Source organism: Oscillibacter sp. UBA6647, from assembly GCA_002455655.1.
Classification (GTDB): Bacteria; Bacillota; Clostridia; order Oscillospirales; family Oscillospiraceae; genus Oscillibacter.
The window spans coordinates 1-19,361 of record DKLF01000131.1; the positions used below are offsets into that span (position 1 = coordinate 1).

16 protein-coding genes are annotated in these 19,361 nt (G+C 53.2%); 5 read left to right on the forward strand and 11 right to left on the reverse strand.

Going from position 1 to position 19,361, the window contains the following annotated elements; genetic code table 11:
- From remB to gyrA, 3 genes are all read left to right on the forward strand, one after another.
- On the forward strand, positions 1 to 285 hold a 285-nt coding region (gene remB, locus B2W96_RS09650; RefSeq protein WP_293010080.1), incomplete at its 5' end, for an extracellular matrix regulator RemB.
- A gap of 201 nt (positions 286 to 486) precedes the next feature.
- Positions 487 to 2,439, forward strand: a complete 1,953-nt coding sequence (gene gyrB, locus B2W96_RS09655) for a DNA topoisomerase (ATP-hydrolyzing) subunit B (protein WP_293010081.1) — start codon at positions 487 to 489, stop codon at positions 2,437 to 2,439.
- Between the two features lie 16 nt (positions 2,440 to 2,455).
- The gene (gyrA, locus tag B2W96_RS09660) at positions 2,456 to 5,056 is read left to right on the forward strand and encodes a DNA gyrase subunit A (protein WP_293010082.1); all 2,601 of its coding nucleotides are present in this window, start codon (positions 2,456 to 2,458) and stop codon (positions 5,054 to 5,056) included.
- A gap of 222 nt (positions 5,057 to 5,278) precedes the next feature.
- Here the strand turns inward: gyrA and rnhA are convergent, their stop codons facing one another.
- Positions 5,279 to 5,716 (reverse strand): ribonuclease HI, encoded by a 438-nt coding sequence (gene rnhA / locus B2W96_RS09665; protein WP_293010083.1) that lies wholly within the window; start codon positions 5,714 to 5,716, stop codon positions 5,279 to 5,281.
- A gap of 57 nt (positions 5,717 to 5,773) precedes the next feature.
- Positions 5,774 to 7,696, reverse strand: coding sequence for an NAD(+) synthase (locus B2W96_RS09670; RefSeq protein ID WP_293010084.1), 1,923 nt, complete (start codon positions 7,694 to 7,696; stop codon positions 5,774 to 5,776).
- Positions 7,697 to 8,343: 647 nt separating this feature from the next.
- Between B2W96_RS09670 and B2W96_RS09675 the strand changes: the two genes are divergently transcribed.
- Positions 8,344 to 9,708 (forward strand): NCS2 family permease, encoded by a 1,365-nt coding sequence (locus B2W96_RS09675; RefSeq protein WP_293010085.1) that lies wholly within the window; start codon positions 8,344 to 8,346, stop codon positions 9,706 to 9,708.
- 160 nt (positions 9,709 to 9,868) lie between these two features.
- Here B2W96_RS09675 and B2W96_RS09680 read toward each other — a convergent pair whose 3' ends face one another.
- From B2W96_RS09680 to B2W96_RS09700, 5 genes are read right to left on the reverse strand one after another with little or no spacing between them, the layout of a single operon-like run.
- The gene (locus B2W96_RS09680) at positions 9,869 to 10,561 is read right to left on the reverse strand and encodes a response regulator transcription factor (RefSeq protein WP_293010086.1); all 693 of its coding nucleotides are present in this window, start codon (positions 10,559 to 10,561) and stop codon (positions 9,869 to 9,871) included.
- On the reverse strand, positions 10,554 to 11,906 hold the full coding sequence (locus tag B2W96_RS09685; RefSeq protein WP_293010087.1) for a sensor histidine kinase: 1,353 nt from the start codon (positions 11,904 to 11,906) through the stop codon (positions 10,554 to 10,556). The genes B2W96_RS09680 and B2W96_RS09685 overlap by 8 nt, the downstream gene beginning before the upstream one ends.
- A gap of 22 nt (positions 11,907 to 11,928) precedes the next feature.
- Positions 11,929 to 12,582, reverse strand: a complete 654-nt coding sequence (locus B2W96_RS09690; RefSeq protein WP_293010088.1) for a potassium channel family protein — start codon at positions 12,580 to 12,582, stop codon at positions 11,929 to 11,931.
- A gap of 22 nt (positions 12,583 to 12,604) precedes the next feature.
- Positions 12,605 to 13,936, reverse strand: coding sequence for a TrkH family potassium uptake protein (locus B2W96_RS09695; protein WP_293010089.1), 1,332 nt, complete (start codon positions 13,934 to 13,936; stop codon positions 12,605 to 12,607).
- Positions 13,933 to 14,373 (reverse strand): hypothetical protein, encoded by a 441-nt coding sequence (locus B2W96_RS09700; protein WP_293010090.1) that lies wholly within the window; start codon positions 14,371 to 14,373, stop codon positions 13,933 to 13,935. The genes B2W96_RS09695 and B2W96_RS09700 overlap by 4 nt, the downstream gene beginning before the upstream one ends.
- A 119-nt stretch (positions 14,374 to 14,492) precedes the next feature.
- Here B2W96_RS09700 and B2W96_RS09705 point away from each other — a divergent pair, with 119 nt between their 5' ends.
- A complete protein-coding gene (locus tag B2W96_RS09705; protein ID WP_293010091.1) occupies positions 14,493 to 14,774 on the forward strand; it encodes a hypothetical protein in 282 nt (93 codons plus the stop codon).
- Between the two features lie 130 nt (positions 14,775 to 14,904).
- On the opposite strand, the gene B2W96_RS09710 is transcribed toward B2W96_RS09705, so the two are convergent.
- The 4 genes from B2W96_RS09710 to B2W96_RS09725 form a co-directional block, all read right to left on the reverse strand.
- Complete coding sequence (locus tag B2W96_RS09710; protein WP_293010092.1) at positions 14,905 to 15,759, reverse strand: MurR/RpiR family transcriptional regulator; 855 nt, start codon at positions 15,757 to 15,759, stop codon at positions 14,905 to 14,907.
- 131 nt (positions 15,760 to 15,890) lie between these two features.
- Positions 15,891 to 17,087, reverse strand: a complete 1,197-nt coding sequence (locus tag B2W96_RS09715) for a pyridoxal phosphate-dependent aminotransferase (RefSeq protein ID WP_293010093.1) — start codon at positions 17,085 to 17,087, stop codon at positions 15,891 to 15,893.
- A 21-nt stretch (positions 17,088 to 17,108) separates the two neighbouring features.
- Positions 17,109 to 18,368, reverse strand: coding sequence for a dicarboxylate/amino acid:cation symporter (locus B2W96_RS09720; protein ID WP_293010094.1), 1,260 nt, complete (start codon positions 18,366 to 18,368; stop codon positions 17,109 to 17,111).
- 69 nt (positions 18,369 to 18,437) lie between these two features.
- Positions 18,438 to 19,142, reverse strand: a complete 705-nt coding sequence (locus tag B2W96_RS09725) for an RraA family protein (protein WP_293010095.1) — start codon at positions 19,140 to 19,142, stop codon at positions 18,438 to 18,440.
- Between the last annotated feature and the right edge of the window lie 219 nt (positions 19,143 to 19,361).

The window sequence follows — 19,361 nt, forward strand, 5'->3', positions numbered from 1 at the left end:
AAAAAAGGAGGATGGACCTTGTATCTTCATATCGGTCAGAACGAAATTGTCCCGGAGAACCGGGTGGTAGGCATCTTTGATCTTGACAAATGCAGCTACGGAAAAAGGACCCGGGAATATCTTGCAAAAGCGGAGAACGAGGGCGTGGTGCTGGACGTTTCAGGGGCTTTGCCGAAGTCCTTTGTGGTGTGCGACCATCCCTATCATCCTCAGATTGTATATCTCTCCCAGCTTGGCCCCGCCACGCTGCAAAAGCGGGCGGAAAGTCTGGAACTGGAGCTGTGAGCAGTTTTGACGGCAGTTTCTGCGGCCTTTTAAAGGGAGCCACTTTAAAATATGATTGAGTTAAGAAATGAATGGCGATACGGAGGTGGTTTTTGAGCAAGTTTCAAACGCGATTAAACTTGACACAGGGGCGGGGAGAAGCGGGCCTGCAAAATCGCGGGCCCGGCTCTGCTTGCCCTGTTATACGGAAGGAGAAACCAAATGGCAGAAAACGAGACACTGAATCCCACATCGGTGGGCGCGGAAAATGAATACGACGCATCCGAAATTCAGGTGCTGGAAGGTCTGGAGGCCGTTCGTAAGCGGCCCGGTATGTATATCGGGTCCACTTCCTCCTCGGGTCTTCATCATCTGGTTTATGAGATTGTAGACAACGCCATTGACGAGGCTCTGGCAGGTTGCTGCACGGATATTCTGGTGCAGATCAATGCTGACGGGACAATTACCGTGGTGGACAACGGACGGGGTATCCCCGTGGACATTCAGGCCCAGACGGGAAAGCCCGCGCTGGAAGTGGTTTACACTGTGCTCCACGCAGGCGGAAAGTTCGGCGGCGGGGGCTATAAGGTTTCCGGCGGACTGCATGGCGTTGGCGCCAGCGTGGTAAACGCGCTGTCTGAATGGCTGGTGGTTCAGGTCCACCGGGACGGGAAAATCTATGAAATGCATTTTGCCCGTGGTGAAATCACCAAAAAGATGGAGGTGGTGGGCACCACCGATCACACAGGTACCACTGTTACCTTCAAGCCCGACCCGGAGATGTTCCGTGACACCACGGAGTATGAATATGACATTCTCCATACCCATATGCGGGAGCAGGCGTTTTTAAACGCGGGCCTGAAAATCAAGGTGGCGGATTTGAGAGAGGGCCGGGAGCAGGCCGACGAGATGTATTACGCCGGCGGCATCCGGGAGTTTGTGGCTTTCTTAAACCGCACCAAGGACCCCATCCACTCCGATGTGATTTATATGTGCGGCAGCAAGGACGACTCTATGGCGGAAATTGCCCTGCAATATCACGACGGGTATAATGAAAACATGCTTTCCTTCGCCAATAACATTCACACCCCAGAGGGTGGTATGCATGAGGAGGGCTTCAAGCGCGCTCTCACCAACGTACTGAACAACTACGGCAAGAAAATCGGTATGCTGAAAGAGGGCGACAAGGTTTCCGGTGAAGACTGCCGGGAGGGCCTTACCTGCATCATTTCCGTGAAGCTGACAGACGCGCAGTTTGAGGGCCAAACCAAGGCAAAGCTTGGAAACAGCGAAATCCGCACGTTGGTGAATAGCATTGTTTCCGCGAAGCTTGAAACCTATCTGGAGGAAAATCCTCAGGTGGGGCGCATGATTCTGGATAAATCCCTCACCGCCAACCGCGCGCGGGAGGCTGCCCGGAAGGCCCGGGAATCCATTCGACGCAAGACGGCGCTGGGTGGCGCGGCCATGCCCGACAAGCTGCGGGACTGCAACGAGGCCAACCCGGAGCTCACTGAGCTCTACATCGTCGAGGGTGACTCCGCAGGCGGTTCCGCCACACAGGGCCGGGATTCCCGCTTTCAGGCGATTCTTCCCCTATGGGGCAAGATGCTGAACGTGGAGAAGGCCCGGGCCGACAAGGTGTATGGCAACGACAAGCTCCAGCCTGTGATTACGGCATTGGGCGCGGGTATCGGAGAGGAATTTGACGTCTCTCGCCTGCGCTATCACAAAATTGTCATCATGGCGGATGCGGACGTGGACGGTTCCCACATCCGTACGCTGCTGCTGACCTTCTTCTTCCGCTTCATGCGGCCGCTGGTGGAGCAGGGGTATGTCTATGCCGCCGTCCCTCCCCTCTTTAAGCTGAGCCGGGGAAAGACTTCCCGGGTGGCCTATACGGAGGAGGAGAGCCGCGTGATCTCCACAGAGCTGAAGCAGGACAATCCCAACGCCAAGGTGGACATCAGCCGCTATAAGGGCCTTGGCGAGATGAACCCACACGAACTGTGGGAAACCACCATGGACCCGGAAAAGCGGACGCTGCGCCGCATTACGCTGGACGACGCGGTGGCCGCCGACGAGACGTTCTCCATTTTGATGGGTGAAAAGGTGGAGCCGCGGAAGGAATTTATCGAGAAGAACGCGAAATACGCGGTCAATCTGGACTATTAAGGGAGGAGAGCCGAACATGAGTAAGAAACCGCAGTACGACCCCGAGGAGATTCGGTTCCCCAACCAGAAAATTGAGCAATCCCCCCTGGTCACGGAAATGCAGAAATCCTATATCGAATATGCCATGAGCGTCATTGTGGGCCGGGCGCTTCCGGACGTGCGGGACGGATTGAAGCCCGTCCACCGCCGGATTTTGTACGCTATGTACGAGGATGGCCTGACCTTTGAAAAGGCATTCCGCAAGTGCGCTACCGCCGTCGGTGACGTGCTGGGCCGGTACCATCCCCACGGAGACGCGTCGGTATACGACGCGCTGGTGCGTCTGGCACAGGACTTTTCCATGCGCTATATGCTGGTGGATGGACACGGAAACTTCGGTTCCGTGGACGGAGACCCCCCGGCTGCATACCGATACACGGAGGCCCGCCTCTCTAAAATTTCCGAGGAAATGCTTCGGGATATTGAAAAAGACACGGTGGACTGGTCCCCCAACTTTGACGAGACGAGAAAAGAACCCAAGGTCCTCCCTTCCCGTTTCCCCAACCTGCTGGTCAACGGTTCCAGCGGCATTGCCGTGGGCATGGCCACGAACATTCCGCCCCACAACCTTCGAGAGGTCATTGGCGCGTGCATCCATGTGCTGGAGGACCCCGAGGCCCAGCTTGCCGACCTGATGCAGTATGTCAAGGGACCGGATTTTCCCACCAGAGGTATGATCATGGGCCGCAGCGGCATCCGTGCCGCTTATGCCACCGGCCGGGGCCGAGTGATCATTCGCGCCCGGACGGAGTTTGAGGAATTTGGCAAGGACCGCACCCGTATTGTGGTGACGGAGATTCCCTATCAGGTCAACAAGCGGATGCTGATTAAAAACATGGCCGATCAGGTGGAGGATAAGCGGCTGGAGGGCATTTCCGACATCCGAGACGAGTCGGACCGGAACGGTATGCGCATGGTCATCGAGCTGAAGCGGGACGCAAACCCGCAGGTGGTGCTCAACCGCCTGTTCTCCCAGACCCAGCTTCAGTCCAGCTTTGCCATCAACATGCTGGCGCTGGTGGATAATCAGTCCCAGCCGAAAATTCTGTCCCTGCGGCACATTATTGACGAGTATCTCGCCTTTCAGGAGGATTTGATTGTTCGTCGGACCCGGTACGACCTGAAAAAGGCGCAGGAGCGCGCCCACCTGCTGGAAGGTCTGCTCATCGCGCAGGACCACATCGACGAAGTCATTAAGGTCATTCGCAGCAGCTATGACAACGCCAAGCAAAACCTGATGGAAAAATTCGGCCTTGACGAGATTCAGGCCCAGGCTATCTGCGAAATGCGGCTTATCTCCCTCCAGGGTCTGAACCGGGAAAAGCTCGAGGCGGAGTATAAGGAGCTGGAGGAGAGAATCCACTATTACGAGGACCTTCTTGCTTCCAACGAAAAAATCCGCGCCTTGCTGAAAGAGGAGTTGACCGCCATCGCCGAAAAATACGGCGACGACCGAAAGACCGAGATTCAGGACGTGGAGGACGAAATCGACATTGAGGACCTGATTGAAGAGGAGGAGTGCGTTTTCACTCTGACGGAGGCTGGGTATATCAAGCGGACCCCCGTCAGCGAATATACGGCGCAGTCCAAGGGCGGTATGGGCAAAAAGGGCATTACCACCCGGGAAGAGGACGTAGTGGTGGACGTGTTCACCGCTTCCACCCACGACTATATCCTGTTCTTTACCGATACGGGAAAGGTCTATCGGAAAAAGGGCTATCAGATTGCAGAGTCCGGAAAAACCGCTAAGGGAACAAACCTCATCAACATTCTCCAGATTGAGCAGGGCGAGCGGGTGCAGGCCATGGTTCACACCCGGTCTTTGGAGGACACGGGCAGTTTCTTCTTCATGGTGACCCGGAACGGCACGGTGAAGCGCTTGCCGGTGGCCACCTTGAAAAACCTGCGGAACAACGGCATCCGTGCCCTACGGATGGACGAGGGAGACGCGCTGATTACCGTCCGGGAGACGGACGGAACCAAGCGGATTCTAATTGCCACTCACGATGGGCAGGCCGTCTGCTTTGACGAGACGGACGTGCGTCCCATGGGCCGGGATGCCACGGGCGTCCGGGGCATCCGCCTGCGGGAGGGCGACTATGTGGTCGCTGCCGCCCGCGCGCTGGAGGGGAAAACGGTTCTCTCCATCACGGAGAATGGCTATGGTAAGCGCACCCCCGTGGAGGACTACCGGATTACAAACCGGGGCGGCCTCGGCATCCGGAACTATATGGTGACGGAGAAAACCGGCCCTGTGGTGGGGATGAAAGTGGTGGACGGCAACGAGGACTTGCTGCTGGTCACCCAGAGCGGCATTCTCATCCGCACGGCGGTGGACAGTATCCGCATTGCCGGACGGTCCACACAGGGCGTCATCGTCATGCGCTTTAAGGAAGACGGCGATCAGGTGATTTCCCTTGCGCTGACGGACAAAGAGGAAATTTCCGAGGGAATGACTGGGGAGCTTCCTGCGGGAGAGGGCCTTCCTGTTGAAGCGGAGATTTCCGCGGAAACGGAAGCTTCTGCCGACGAGGAAACTTCCGCAGAAGACGCAACTACTTCTGAAAATCAGGAGTAAATAAAAAAAAGGGCTTGCCCGAGGGCAAGCCCTTTTCCATATATTGTGGAAAACTTTTTAATTTTCGAGTGGTTTTTTCTGTAAAAAGCCGTTTTTATAATAAAAAAGCTTATCTATAAACAAAATTTAAGGAGCGGAGGAATAAAATTCCTTCGCTCCTGGTTTTACAGTGTCCGCAGGCCATGCTTGGGTTCTTAAAAAAGACCTCAAGTAAAAACCTGCCTACTTGTATTTTCTGCTCTCCGCCACCGCCAGCTCGTCACAGCGGTTGTTTTCGGGAGTGTCTGCATGGCCCTTCACCCAGTGATAACGAAGGGCGTGGGTTTCCGTCAGGGTCAGTAGCTTATCCCATAGATCCGGGTTTAAAGCCGGCTTTTTATCGGACTTCACCCAGCCTCGCTTTTTCCAGCCCTTTGCCCAGCCCTTTTCCAGTCCGTCAATCACATACTTGGAGTCACTCCACAAATCCACGTTGCAAGGCTCTTTCAAAAACGACAGCGCTTCAATGACAGCCGTCAGCTCCATGCGGTTGTTGGTGGTGGCCGGTTCGCCGCCGGAAAGCTCCCGCCGGTGCTCTCCATAGAGCAGGACAGCCCCCCAGCCTCCCGGGCCGGGATTGCCGGAGCAGGCGCCGTCGGTATAGATGGTGATAGTTTTCATGAAAACTCCTTAAATCTATTTAAATCCGGGCCTTTTGAACCCTGCGCCGAAGAGCGCTTAATCCAGCGTGTCCAGCTCCGCCTGCCAAAGGGCAACCTGCGCGTCGCTGGGCATCCGCCAGTCCCCCCGGGGGGATACCGCCACAGAGCCAACCTTCGGCCCGTCCGGCAGGCAGTTGCGTTTGAACTGCTGGGAGAAGAACCTCCGATAAAATACCCGCAGCCACTTCAAAATTACTGCCCGGTCATACCGCCCGCCCCAAGCATACAGTGCAAGCCGAAAAATTTTCCCCGGCTCAAAGCCCCAGCGCAGAAAGTAGTACAGGAAGAAGTCGTGCAGCTCGTAGGGCCCCACCAAATCCTCGGTCCGCTGGACAATGTCGCCCCGCACGGCGGGCAGCAGCTCCGGGGATACGGGCGTGTCCAGAATGTCCTCCAACACGCCGGTGAGGTCCCCGTCCTTGTCCTGATTATCCCGGGCGAGATAAGCCACCAGATGGCGCACCAGCGTCTTGGGAATGGAGGCGTTGACTGCGTAGTTGCTCATATGGTCGCCGTTGTAGGTGCACCAGCCAAGAGCCAGCTCGCTCAAATCCCCCGTGCCGATGACAAGTCCCCCGGTCTGGTTGGCAATGTCCATCAAAACCTGCGTCCGCTCCCGGGCCTGTCCGTTTTCAAAGGTAACGGAGTGGTCGTCCATGTCATGTCCGATATCCCGGAAGTGGCTGCGGACGGTGGCGGAGATATCCACCGTTTTTAGAGTGGTTCCCAGCCGTTCCGCGAGAATCACCGCGTTGTTTTTCGTGCGGTCCGTGGTGCCAAAGCAAGGCATGGTCACCGTCACAATATCCGTCATGGGTCTGCCCAGCAAATTCATGGAAAGAGCGGCGATCAGCACCGCCAGCGTAGAGTCCAGTCCACCGGAAAGGCCCACCACGGCGGTTTTCGACCCCGTGTGCTCCAGCCGATGCTTTAAGCCTAAAGACGCAATCAGCAGAATTTCGCGGCAGCGGATATCCCGGTCCTCCCGCCCCTCCGGGACAAAGGGCATGGGAGCCACATATCGGGTGAGCTTCGTCCGCGCCATCGTCAGGGAAAAGGGTACTGTAACAGGAGCCGTGGAAACCGGTCGCTCCGGCATAATCTGGGTTCTTCTCCGCTCATGGCACAACCGTGCCACGTCAATTTCTGAAATCAAAAGGCCGCCTTCAAACCGCTGTTCAGCCAGAAGGGTTCCGTTTTCTGCAATAAGCTGGTGCGCGCCGAACACCACGTCGGAGGTGGACTCCCCCTCCCCTGCGCTGGCGTACAAATAGCCGCACAAAAGCTTTGCCGACTGCATAGTCACAAGCTGGCGGCGGTATGCGTCCTTCCCCACCAAATCGTTGCTGGCGGAAAGATTTCCGATGATGGTGGCCCCTGTCTGGGCCATGTTCACGGAGGGAGAGCAGGGGGCCCACAAATCCTCACAGATTTCAAAGCCCAGCGTCAGCTCCGGCATTTCTTCGCATGAAAAGAGAATTTCCGCGCCAAAGCAAATCTCGCTTCCGCACAGCGACACCATGTTAAATGGATCCCGGGGCGCGGGGGAAAACTGACGCTTTTCGTAAAACTCCCCATAATTGGGCAGGTGTGCTTTGGGGACTACCCCAAGAATTATTCCTTTTTGTATAACCACTGCACAGTTATACAATTTGTTTTCAAATCGAACAGGCAGGCCCACGGCAGTGACGACCTCCAGATTCCGGGTGGCCTCCAGCACGGTGGAAAGGGCCTGTTCTGCGCCGCGCAGCAGGGATTCCTGATAAAAAAGGTCGCCGCAGGTATAGCCTGTCAGCCCCAGCTCCGGCAGCACCAAAACCTTCACCCCCGCCTGCTCCGCCTTGCGCATCAGGGTAAAGGTTTCCTCCGCGTTGCGGGCGCAGTCAGCCAGATGAAGCCGGGGACTGCCGCAGGCGACAGAGATAAAACCGTCTTTCATGCAAAACGCCTCCCGAGTAAAAATATTGTTATTATAGTATACCACGCCGAACCATTTCGCAAGACGGAAAGTGTCGTTGCGGCTATAGCAGTGCAGTAATTTTGCAGGCGGCACGGAAAATGAAAGCGTCCTGCCGCCGCCCTGCGGGGTCGCTTTAAAAAAAGCACGCAAAAAAGACCGCCGAAGCGGTCCTTTTTGCTGTGTGTGTTTTAGGAGGGAGAAAACGCATCGGGGTGGGAGTCCCCTTTGCTGATTCTTAAGATACCCGAAAAACATTGCGGAATTGTGCATTTGATGTGAACAGTCTGTAAACAAACACGGAGTTTTATTCCTAAGAAGTTATAAAGTCTGAAAAAACCTGCTGAGAAAGAGGTGCACAAATAAAAATTTTTGCCAATGTTTTTTGTGAAAACTGCCATTATAGACATTCATGTATAAAATGTTATACTGTATATTAGGAATTCTTATGTAATATGCTGTACTGTATGGGAGAACCCTTGGTGTATATCTTTGCGGCCGCGCGGTTTTTAATTTTCCGCAAAGACAAAGCCAATTGAGAAGCCGCCTGCACAGCGGGGGAAGGGGGGCCAAGGCAGCGGGGGCCGTGTGACCAAAAACAAGACCCTTACTATTTTAGGAGGTATCCAATGGACAAATTTTTTAAGATTACCGAGCGCGGGAGTACCATCAGAACGGAAATTCTGGCGGGTATTACTACCTTCATCACCATGGCCTATATTCTTCCTGTAAACATGGGAATCTTGAGTCAGGCCGGACTGAATGCAGGCGGCGTTTTCCTGGCTACGGCGCTGTCCGCGTGTCTTGGCACCATGCTGATGGGCCTGTGGGCGGGAATGCCGTTTGCGCAGGCGCCGGGTATGGGCCTGAACGCCTTTTTTACCTACACGGTGGTATTCGCCATGGGCTTCTCCCCTTCCTTTGCGCTGGCGGCGGTTTTGGTGGAGGGCTGCATTTTTCTGGTGCTCAGCCTTACCGGTATACGCTCCAAGTTACTTACCGCAATTCCCAAGCAGCTTCGTCTGGCCATCTCGGCCGGTATCGGTCTTTTTATCATGTTCATCGGCTTCCAGAATTCCGGCATCATTGTGGGAGGCGCCACGCTGGTTGAGGTAAATGCGAACCTGACCCAAGCGGGCGTGTTTTTGGCGCTTCTTGGCATTGCCATCACGGTGGTTTTATGGATGAAGAAGGTGAAGGGCGCACTGCTCATCGGCATTTTTGCCACTTGGTTTTTGGGCATGGCTGCTCAGGGGATCGGCTGGTATCAGGTAAATCCTGAAGCAAGCGCGTATTCCCTGTTCCCCTCTGCCCTGATTAGCTTCACTTCCTTCTCCGGCCTTGCGGAAACCTTCGGACTGTGCTTCTCCGGTCTGCGCGACGCATTTTCCAGCGGCAAAAACATCACCCAGTTTATCATGGTTACGCTTACCTTCCTGTATGTGGATATCTTTGATACGCTGGGGACCTTTGCGGGCGTTGCCACCAAGGCCAAAATGATTGATGAAAACGGAAACTTCCCCGGCGTCAATCAGGCATTTGCCTCCGACGCCGTGGCCACCACGGTGGGCGCAATTCTGGGAACCTCCACCGTCACCACGTTTGTGGAAAGCGCTTCCGGCGTGGAAGAGGGCGGACGCACGGGCCTCACCGCCGTCACCACCGCTATTTTGTTCCTGTTGGCAGTCCCCTTCTTCCCCATCATCGGCGCCATCCCCAGCTTTGCCACCGCCCCCGCGCTGGTGGTTGTGGGTATTATGATGTGCGAGCCTATGGAGGAGTTCGAGTGGACAAAGGTGGAAGCGCTGGTTCCCGGCGTGTTTGCCATTATCTTCATGGTTGTGGGCTACTCCATCTCCGCCGGCATTATGTTTGGCATCCTGTTCTACCTGCTGGTGCGGGTCGTGCAGGGTAAGGCCAAGGAGCCCGGCGTCGTGATGTGGGTGCTTGGTGCGCTGTTCCTGTTCAAGCTGTTCATTTTCCCGCTGCTCTAAACAAAGCGGACAAATTAAAACGGGTCCTCGGGTAAAAGCCGGGAAGTTACAAGAGTAAGTTACGAACCCACCCAATAAGGCAAACCGAATACGGAAAACAAGATGCAGAGGAAGTTTTTATTATAACTTTCTCTGCATCTTGTTTTGGCATTTTAAATTGCTATTCATCGGCAAAGCGATAGCCAACGCCAACTTCCGTCAAAATAAAGCGTGGATGCGTCGTGTCCTTTTCAAGCTTCCGGCGAAGATTGGCCATAAAGACCCGCACGCTTTTGCTGTCGCCTCCTTCGTAACCCCAAATCTGCCGGATAATATAATTGTGCGTCAGCACCTTACCCCGGTTGGAGATGAGCAAGAGTAGCGTTTTATATTCCGTCGGCGTCAGGTGAATTTCATTGCCGGACACAAGCACCCTGCGCTTTTCATAGTCCACCGTCAGCCAGTCGCAGGAAAACACGGAGTCTCCGTCTGTCGCTCCATTTTTCTCCAGCAGCCGCTCAACCACCCGGATACGCGCCATCAACTCCCCCATATGAAAGGGCTTCGTAATATAATCGTTGGCACCCAAATCCAGCGCGGTAATTTTCTCCATTTCCTGCCCCCGTGCGGAAACAATCAGAACCGGCGTATCCGAAAAGGTCCGCAGCTCGCGAAGCAGATCCACGCCGTCACGGTCAGGCAGGCCAAGATCCAGCAGAACGATATCCGGTCTGTGAGAAGTAAATAAGAATAAGCCCTCCGCCGCTGTTTCCGCGATCAGGACAGCATAATTCTCTTTGGAAAGAGAGAGATCAATAAAATGTGAAATATATTTGTCGTCCTCTATAACAAGGATCACTCGTTTTTCACTCATCAGTTTCCTCCATTGGCAGGGTAAACGTAAAGATGGAGCCTTTTGGAACATTGTCCGACACAGAAATCGTACCGCCATGCGCCTCAACGATGGTCTTACAAATTGAAAGCCCCAGTCCCAGTCCCTGACGTCCGTCTACAATATTCGACGCCTGGGTGACAAAACGTTCAAACAGGTGGCCGCGGATCGTATCTGGGATGCCGTTTCCCGTGTCCGCCACAGATACCGTCAACTCACTTTCCGCATATATGGTCAGAGAAATTTTACTATCGGGCGGCGTATGCCGGACCGCATTTTCCAAAAGATTGATCACGACCTGCGCAATCAGCTTACCGTCCATAGGCGCGGTTACCACCTCGTCCGGCAGCTTCACATGGAACTGCCGATCACGCAGGAGCCGTTCCGTATGCTTGACCGCCTCGCCGATGACGTCGTCAATGACCTCATCCTGTTTGTGCAGCACAATCTTTTGCTCGCTGATTCGGGTCATGCTGAGGATATTCTCCACCAGATCACTGAGCCAGACGATTTCTTCGCTAATGTCTGAGGCAAGCTTTCTGCGTTCGGCTTCGGAAAGCCTGAAATAGTTGTCGGCCAACAGGTTGCCTGCACCGGAGATTGCCGTCAGCGGACTGCGCAAGTCATGGGCCACAGACCGAAGAAGCGTGCCGCGCTGCTGTTCCCGTTCCATTGCCATTCGGATTCGTTCCCTGTCGGTTACAAGCATCTCCCGCTCCAGCGCAATCCCAAGCTGCGCGCAGATTGCCTGCACAATCAGAAGTTTTTGTCCGCTGGGCCGCGTCCCAGAAAGCTCCAGCCTGCCCAGCATTCCGGAAGCCCCGCTGATTTCAAAGCTCTGGGGAATCGTCTGCCGGCCGCCTAAGAACACCTTACAGTTCAGGCCCACATATTCCTGAACAAGGGCTTCAGCTTTCCGAACGACGCTTTCCTTTCCGCTGGCAGAGAGAAAGTCTGACGCAATGCGATACAGGATTTTAGCTGTATGTTCATTTTCGCTTGCCAGCTTCATTTCCCGCTGCAAACGGGAGGTAATCATTCCCGAAACAATTCCCGTGGCAACAAAGAAAACAAGAAGCATCAGGTCGCTGGGACTGTATACGAAAAAAGAATAGTGCGGTTCGGTGAACAAAAAATTAAAGAGCAGCGCACACACAAGTGCCGAGCCGATGGCCCACCAGAGACTGCTGGTGAATACCGCTGTAAACAGGACGCTAAGCAAAAACATCATGATGACGCTTTCGTTCCCCACACCCAGCCGGGCCGCCAGAACCGCCAATGCTGTCGCAATGCCAATGGTCACAACCGCTTTCCCCGCATTTTTCATCGTGACAGTCCCCCCCCCTTTGCTAATTTGTGCTGCTGATTATTTTCAGGATATCCTTTTGCTCGCCCGCAACAATAATATGTTCCTGCTTTTGAAACTCATGCTCTGCGCTGATGAGCGGCAGAATGTGTTTTCCATTGCGCACACCAATTACGTTGACGCGGTGTTTCGTGCGCACGTCCAGTTCCCGAATGTTGCGCCCAACCCAGCTTTCCGGCGGCTCCACCTCCATGATGGCGTATTCGGGAGAAAGCTCAATATAATCGAACGCGCCTTTTGCCGAATACCGGACGGCAGTTCTCTGGGCCATGTCTCTTTCCGGGTAAACCACATCGTCGGCGCCTATTTTTTTAAGCAGATCGGCGTGAATCTCACGGTCCGATTTAGAAACGACATAGGGCGCTCCCAATTCTTTCAGCAGTGATGTGATCTCCATGGAAGACTGAAAATTGTCGCTGATGCACACAAAGCATACGTCAAAATTCCGTACGCCCAATTCCGCAAGAACATCCCTGTCCATGCAGTCTCCAATCTGAACCCGGGTAACAAAAGGTTCCAGCTTCTGCACGGCTTCCTCATTTACGTCCACAAGCATCACTTCATTATGCAGTTCAGTGAGCTTCACAGCAAGATTTTTTCCAAAGCGCCCCGCGCCGATTACCAGCATTGATCTCATTTCAGCGAATTTCCTTTCTTGGTTAACCGACAATAATTTTCCCGACAGGATTTTTAAGCTTTCCGTTATGCTTGGGCTGTGCCACCGCCATAAAAACTGTCAGGCTGCCCACGCGCCCCGCGTACATTAAAAGAATAATTGCAATTCGGGACAAGGCTTGAAGCGTAGGCGTAATCCCCACGGTGAGCCCCACCGTGCCAATGGCGGACAGCGTTTCAAATGCCGCCGCGGTCAGTGACTGTTCCTGCGCACACAAAATCAGAATCCCTCCCACCGTCATAGCAAGATAGACTGCCGCACCGCAGAAGGCGCGGCGTATGGCTTCTGCTTCCAGCCGGAAGTGAAACAAATTTACATCATCCCGCGCTCTGAGCTGCGCCAAAACGGAAGCGACCATCACGGCAAACGTTGTCACCTTGATGCCGCCGCCGGTACCGCCGGGTGCAGCACCAATAAACATCAACAGCATGGTGACAAATTTGCTGCCATCCGAGAGAGAAGCGATATCAAGACTGTTAAACCCTGCTGTTCTCGGGGTGACTGATTGAAAGAAAGCCGACAGCATCCGCGTACCCGGATTCATGGAATGCATCGTTCCGCTGTATTCCAGACTGACAAATGCGACGGTCCCAATCAGTAGGAGCGCCAGTGTGGAAAAGAGCACAGCGCGGGTATGCAGATGCAGGTTTTTGAAGTGAAATCGACTTTCTATCAGGTCGTTCCACACGACAAACCCGATGCCGCCTGCAATAATCAGCCCGGCAATGGTGAGGATGATGAGAGGGTCGTCATAAAAACTTGTCAGGGAAGAAAATGGCGACCGCACGCCCATCAGGTCAAAGCCCGCATTGCAAAACGCGGACACGGAATGAAACACGGCAAACCATAAGCCTTGACCTGCCCCGAACATCGGGACAAAGCGAATTGCCAGAAGCAGTGCGCCGATTCCCTCGAAAAGAGCGGTGCCGATCAGCATCCGCCGCACCAGCCGGACCACGCCGCCCACCTGCATAGAGCTGACGGCCTCTGCCAGCAGAGAACGCTCCCGCAGGCCAATGCGTCTGCCGACAGCAAGGGAAACCAGAATAGCAACCGCCATAAACCCCAGCCCACCGATTTGAATCAACAGCAAGATGACAGCCTGCCCAAAATAGGAAAACTGCGTCCAAGTGTCGTAAACCACAAGGCCCGTGACACAGGTTGCGGACGCGGAGGTAAAAAGTGCGTTTAAAAACGGAATCCCCGCACCGTTTTTGCCGGCGACCGGCAAACTTAAAAGCAGGCCGCCGATTAAAATAAGCATTGCAAATCCAAAGGAAAGAATTTGCGTGGTACTCCATCTATTGGTATTCATTTGCTGATCCCTCCCAATTCTGCCAGCAGGAGGTCAACGGATTCCTCCGCGCCAAGAAGCCTGCTTACGCCCATCGTCTTAAAGACTCCTTGCAGTTTTGGCGCGCTGCACCGCGCAATCATTGTAATTCCAGGATCTGCTTGCTTGGCCATATAACAGAGCGCCAGATTGTCGCGGTCATCCTGCGATAAGGCAAATAGGGCCGAATACAAGCCATCCCTCGGAAAAATAGGATCTGTGAGAATCCTGTACTTCATTCCGATCTTATGTATTTTCTCCTCGACTTCCGGCGCTCCATAGATAAGGATGCCTTGATTTGCCCGCCCCTGTGGGCCGTCGAGGATTCCGCCCCTTTCTATAAAAGTATCCAGGCGCCGCATGACAAAAAAGCCAAGCACAAGCAGTCCGGCGGTGGTGAAACCCAGCAAAATCGTCATGCCCCCGCCTCCTTTCCGTATTACGATAACAGAAAGAATATAAGGATAGTGTTCTCTTTTTCAGGGCGGTATTCTTTTTGTATAAAGGAAAAGAATGAGGCCTAAAGAAGTTATACCATATGCTAAGCGGTGAACGCACGGTCCTTTTCAAGCCGCTCTACGAGGATAATGTGCTGAGCCGTATTCCCAACAAACACTTCCGACTGCTCTTTTTTCAGTATACCACGGAACAGGCGGAACGCAGGAATAGGCGCCCGAAGCTGGAAGAACATATGGGACAGCTCCCAAACTCACTGATTAACGGGGCAAGGCGGGAAACCATCACCCACAGCATTGCCATGTCTATTCTGGTGCTGAATCTCAGGAAGCTTGGGAGGTTCCTTGCCGCCGCTATCAAGTAAAAGGCTTGCCGTCTGCAAATGCAGAGGCAAGCCTTTTCAGAGGATTAACGATACTCATGGTCTTAACTCTAAACGTTCTCCTTAATGAATCCGGACTCTTCCCGAAAGCACAGAAACTCCGGATAAGAGATCAATATAACCTCTCTGAACCGATCACTTTGTCCAGTTCCCGAATCCGTGCATCCGACGTAAGATTGCTGCGTCCGCTGATGGCCAGCAGGATTACCTCAGATACACTGAGGGGAACCACATAGGAGTTTGTAAAACCAAGCCCTTTAACATGCGCAATGGCCACGGAATCTGCAAGCGCGGCCAGCGGATTTGTGAGCCGGTCTGTAATCAGAATGATTCTTGCGCCCCGCTCCCGGGCCATTTTCATCAGCACCAGACAAAGCTCTGAATAACGCGGAAAGCTATATAAAATCAGGCAGTCCTGCGCCGTGATATCTACCACATTCTCAACCGCGGTGGCGTCCGCATGGGTAATGGGAATAATATGGGGCAGAAGCAAAATCAGTTTACTGGCCATATACTGCGCACAACAAGCGGTTCCGCGAAAACCAACCACATATTTCCGGTCGCTGTTTAAAATCGTGTCTACAATTTTATCCACCGTGGCATTATCCAACTTGGAAAGGCTCTGTTGGAGATTATCCAGCGTATAGCGGGTAACGTCGCTGATGAGACTGTCTTTATGAAGGCTGTCTCGAGTAAAATCATATTTTTCGCTGGGAGAGAGATCTTTTTGACTCTGGTACTGCTCAGCAATGCGGCGGTTCATCGCATTGCGAAATTCACCGTAGCCGCCAAAACCCAGCTTGCGTATAAACCGAATCACCGACGCATCACTTACACCCACCGCCATAGCAAGATTTGTGGATGTCTGAAATCCCACCGTGTCCAGATGGTCCAGAACATAATCAGCAATACTGCTGTCTGTGCGGGTCATCGCCATTTTTTGTATTTTGGAAACAAGATCATTCATAGGCTTTTCCCCTTCCATTTTCCAAAATCAGCATATCACATTTGTTTTTTTCGGTCAATCCCGCAGCCGCAGAAAAGGCCGGGTCCTCATCAGGAGGATCCGGCCTTTTCAATACACAGAATATGAGAGTATTAGGTGAGAGCCGCCAAGGCTTTTTCAAAGCGATCTAATGCCTGCTCCAAATTCTCAAGGGAATTGGAATAGGAAATGCGAATCTTTCCGGGGACATTATATGCCTCTCCGGGAACTGTGGAGATCAGCGCCTCGTCCAGCAGATATTGGCACAGATCTACCGCTGTTGCGATTTTCCGCGCTCCAAAAGACTTTTCAAGATATGCCTGCACATCGGGATAAACATAAAATGCACCCTTCACGGGGGGGCAGGTGATGCCCGGAATTCTGTTTAGCCGCAAAATGACATAATCTTTGCGGCGCTTGAACTCCTCCACCATCATTGTCAAATCATGCTGTGAACCCCGGAGGGCGGCAACAGCGGCCTTTTGGGAAATGGCGCTGGTGGCGGAGGTTGTTTGACTCTGTACCGCCATAATCCCCTTAATCACATCCGCGCGGGCCGCGGCATAGCCGATGCGCCAGCCGGTCATGGCATAGGCTTTGGAAAAACCGTTGACGGTGATGGTGAGATCCCGCACTTCCTTGGAAATGGAAGCGACGCTAAAATGCTTTGCGTCGTCATAGATCAGTTTTTCATAAATTTCATCAGCCACAATAAAAAAGTCATGGGCAAGCGCCAGGTCCGCAAGCTTGCGCAGACTTTCTTCGCTGTAAACGGCGCCGGTGGGGTTGTTGGGCGTACAGATAATAATGGCCTTTGTCCTTGAAGTAATCGCCGCTTTGATTGCGTCTAAATCCAGCTCATAGTTATCCGGACGCACGGGGACAAAGACTGGTGTGGCTCCCGCCAGACGAATCATTTCCGTGTAGCTCACCCAGCAGGGAATGGGCAACAGCACCTCATCGCCGGGTCCGGCAATGACCATCATACTGCTGGCAATGGCCTGCTTTGCACCAACGGCAGTGGTTACCTCGTTGACGCTGTATTCCACATGGTTGTCTTCTTTAAGCTTTTTGATAATTTCCTCGCGCAACTCCAAAATTCCGTTGCCCGCAGTGTATTTGGTGAAGTTGTCGGCAATGGCTTTCATTCCGGCCACCTTAATATAGTCCGGCGTGCCAAAATCCGGCTCTCCCACATTCAGAGAGATAATGTCTTTTCCTTGCCGCTTCAGTTCCGCGACCTTTGCGATCAAGGCGGAGGTTGGTGAGCCGCTAAATTTACTCATGCGCAGCGCAAGTGTCGTACCCATTTTCTAAGTTCCTTTCCCTTGTTATTCTACATTTATCGTCTCAAACGCGGCGGTGGATTCGTTAAACTCCTTGGGATTCCAGAGATTTTCACTCTTTGCCACAAACATGGTTCCCAGCACATCGCCGGAGACATTCAGTGTGGTGTGAGACATATCGATGAGGCGGTACATTCCGGCGATGGGGCCCATCAAATCCATAGGAAGATTTAAAAGGTTGAGGAAAATTGCGCCGGTGACAATGCCGCCGCCGGGAATACCGGGAGCCGCGATGGACATGAGTGTAGAAATGGAGATGACCATAATGATCTGGCTGGGGGTCAGAGTAAGACCGTATATCTCAGCCACAAAGAAAGCCAGAATGGTCTTGTAGATGGCCGCGCCGGTCAAATTGATCGTGGCGCCCAGAGGAATGGAGAAAGAAGCAATGCTGTTGGGAATCCCCAGACGCTTGGTGGTCACGTCCATGGTGATAGGGATGGTACCGGCGGAGGAGTTGGTCGCCAGCGTATTCACCCAGATGGGAACCATTGCCTTGCACATTTTTCCGTACCGCACGCCGGTGTACGCTTTGACAAACAGGCTGAAGCCGGCCCATGCAAGCAGGCAACTGGTATAGTCGGTGGCGACAAACTTGGCAAGAGAGCCAAAGAGCTGTGGGCCATAGACGGCGGTGGTGTTGGCCATCAGCGCAAAAACACCGATGGGAGAGTAGATCATGATAATATCCAGCATCTTGTAGATCACGCCAGCGGTCTGGGTCATAAAGTCAGTAACCACCTGGGCCTTTTTCCCGAGAAATACCAGAGAAATACCAAAGATCAGGGTAAAGAAGATCATCTGCATAATATTCTGATCCGACATGGCCGCGACAATGTTGGTGGGAATCATGTCCAGCAAAAACGCGCCAAAATCCGGTGTGGTCAATTCCGATGCGTCATAGGCACTAAGTACACTGGTGTCAAAGCCAACGCCGGGATGAATAATATTTACGATAACCAAGCCGATCATGCAGGCGATAACCGTCATGGCAACATATACCGCAACAACCTTCGCACCCACGCGTTTAAGCCTGTTTACATCACCAATCGAAGCGATGCCGCTGGTGAGACTAAAAAAGATTACTGGCACAATCAGCATTTTGATCATATTCATGAAGGCCGTGCCGAAAGGCTTGACCCAGACGGAGAAATCGTAGAAGAACAAGCCGATGACAATGCCCAAAAGGAAACCGAGGATGGTCCGATGGGGTAGATATTTTTTCCCAAGCAGTTTTTCTCTCATAATAACATCTCCTACACCAAATTAAAGCGCCCGGCGCTCAGTTGCCGTATGGTCAGACTTCCGCGTGATTTAAGCGTGCTCCCCGTATATCTCGTCCACAAATTCCGTTTCCTGTTCACGGAGCTTTTTCAAAACCCACTCCCGCTTGGAGGTCCCTTCTCTGGCGGCACGAACCTTTGCCTCGTCCTGCTGGCAAAAAGCCTGCGCCTTTTCAAGAACCGCAGCGGCATCCCGCAGCGGAATGACGATGATTCCGTCGGTATCGGCCAAAATAATATCCCCCGGGTTGACACTGATGCCGCCGCAGGCAATGGGTACATTGATCTCGCCGGGACCATTTTTATGAGGGCCACCCGGTGTGGAGCCTGTGGCGTAGACAGGCAGCTTCATTTCATGCAGCGCATCCAGATCCCGAACAGGGCCGTCCACGACCAGTCCGCCCAGTTTGCGCTGATATTGCGCATAAGTAAACATTACCTCGCCCATCAGCGCGCGGGTGGAGTCCTCATCGTTGGATACCACAATGATGTCCCCGGGCTGGGCCATATCCAGGGCCTGATGAATAAAGAGGTTGTCCCCTGCTCTGGCCTTTACCGTCAGCGCAGGACCCACCATGATATTCGTTGCTCCGCTCATCCGCTTCAGGCGGGGGTTCATTGCGCAGGACCGCCCCATGGTGTCTGCAATGTTTGCCGCAGGGATTTTTGCGAACGCATCGAGTAACTCCTGGCTGGGCAGCGCGCGCTTGAGATACACGCGATTTCCGATTGCCATCCAATCAGCTCCTTTGTATAATTTTCTTCATACTATATTACTGAATAATATTTGTCAACATTTTTATTAGCACAATAACCTTTTACATTGCTATTTAAATAAACTAATAAAGAACATTAAAATAAGCCGTAGTGCCTCTACTTCAAGAAATCACGGTTCATATGTGATCACCTGCTTATCTACAAAAAGTTCCTTGATTGAGTAGAGAATTATCCGAGC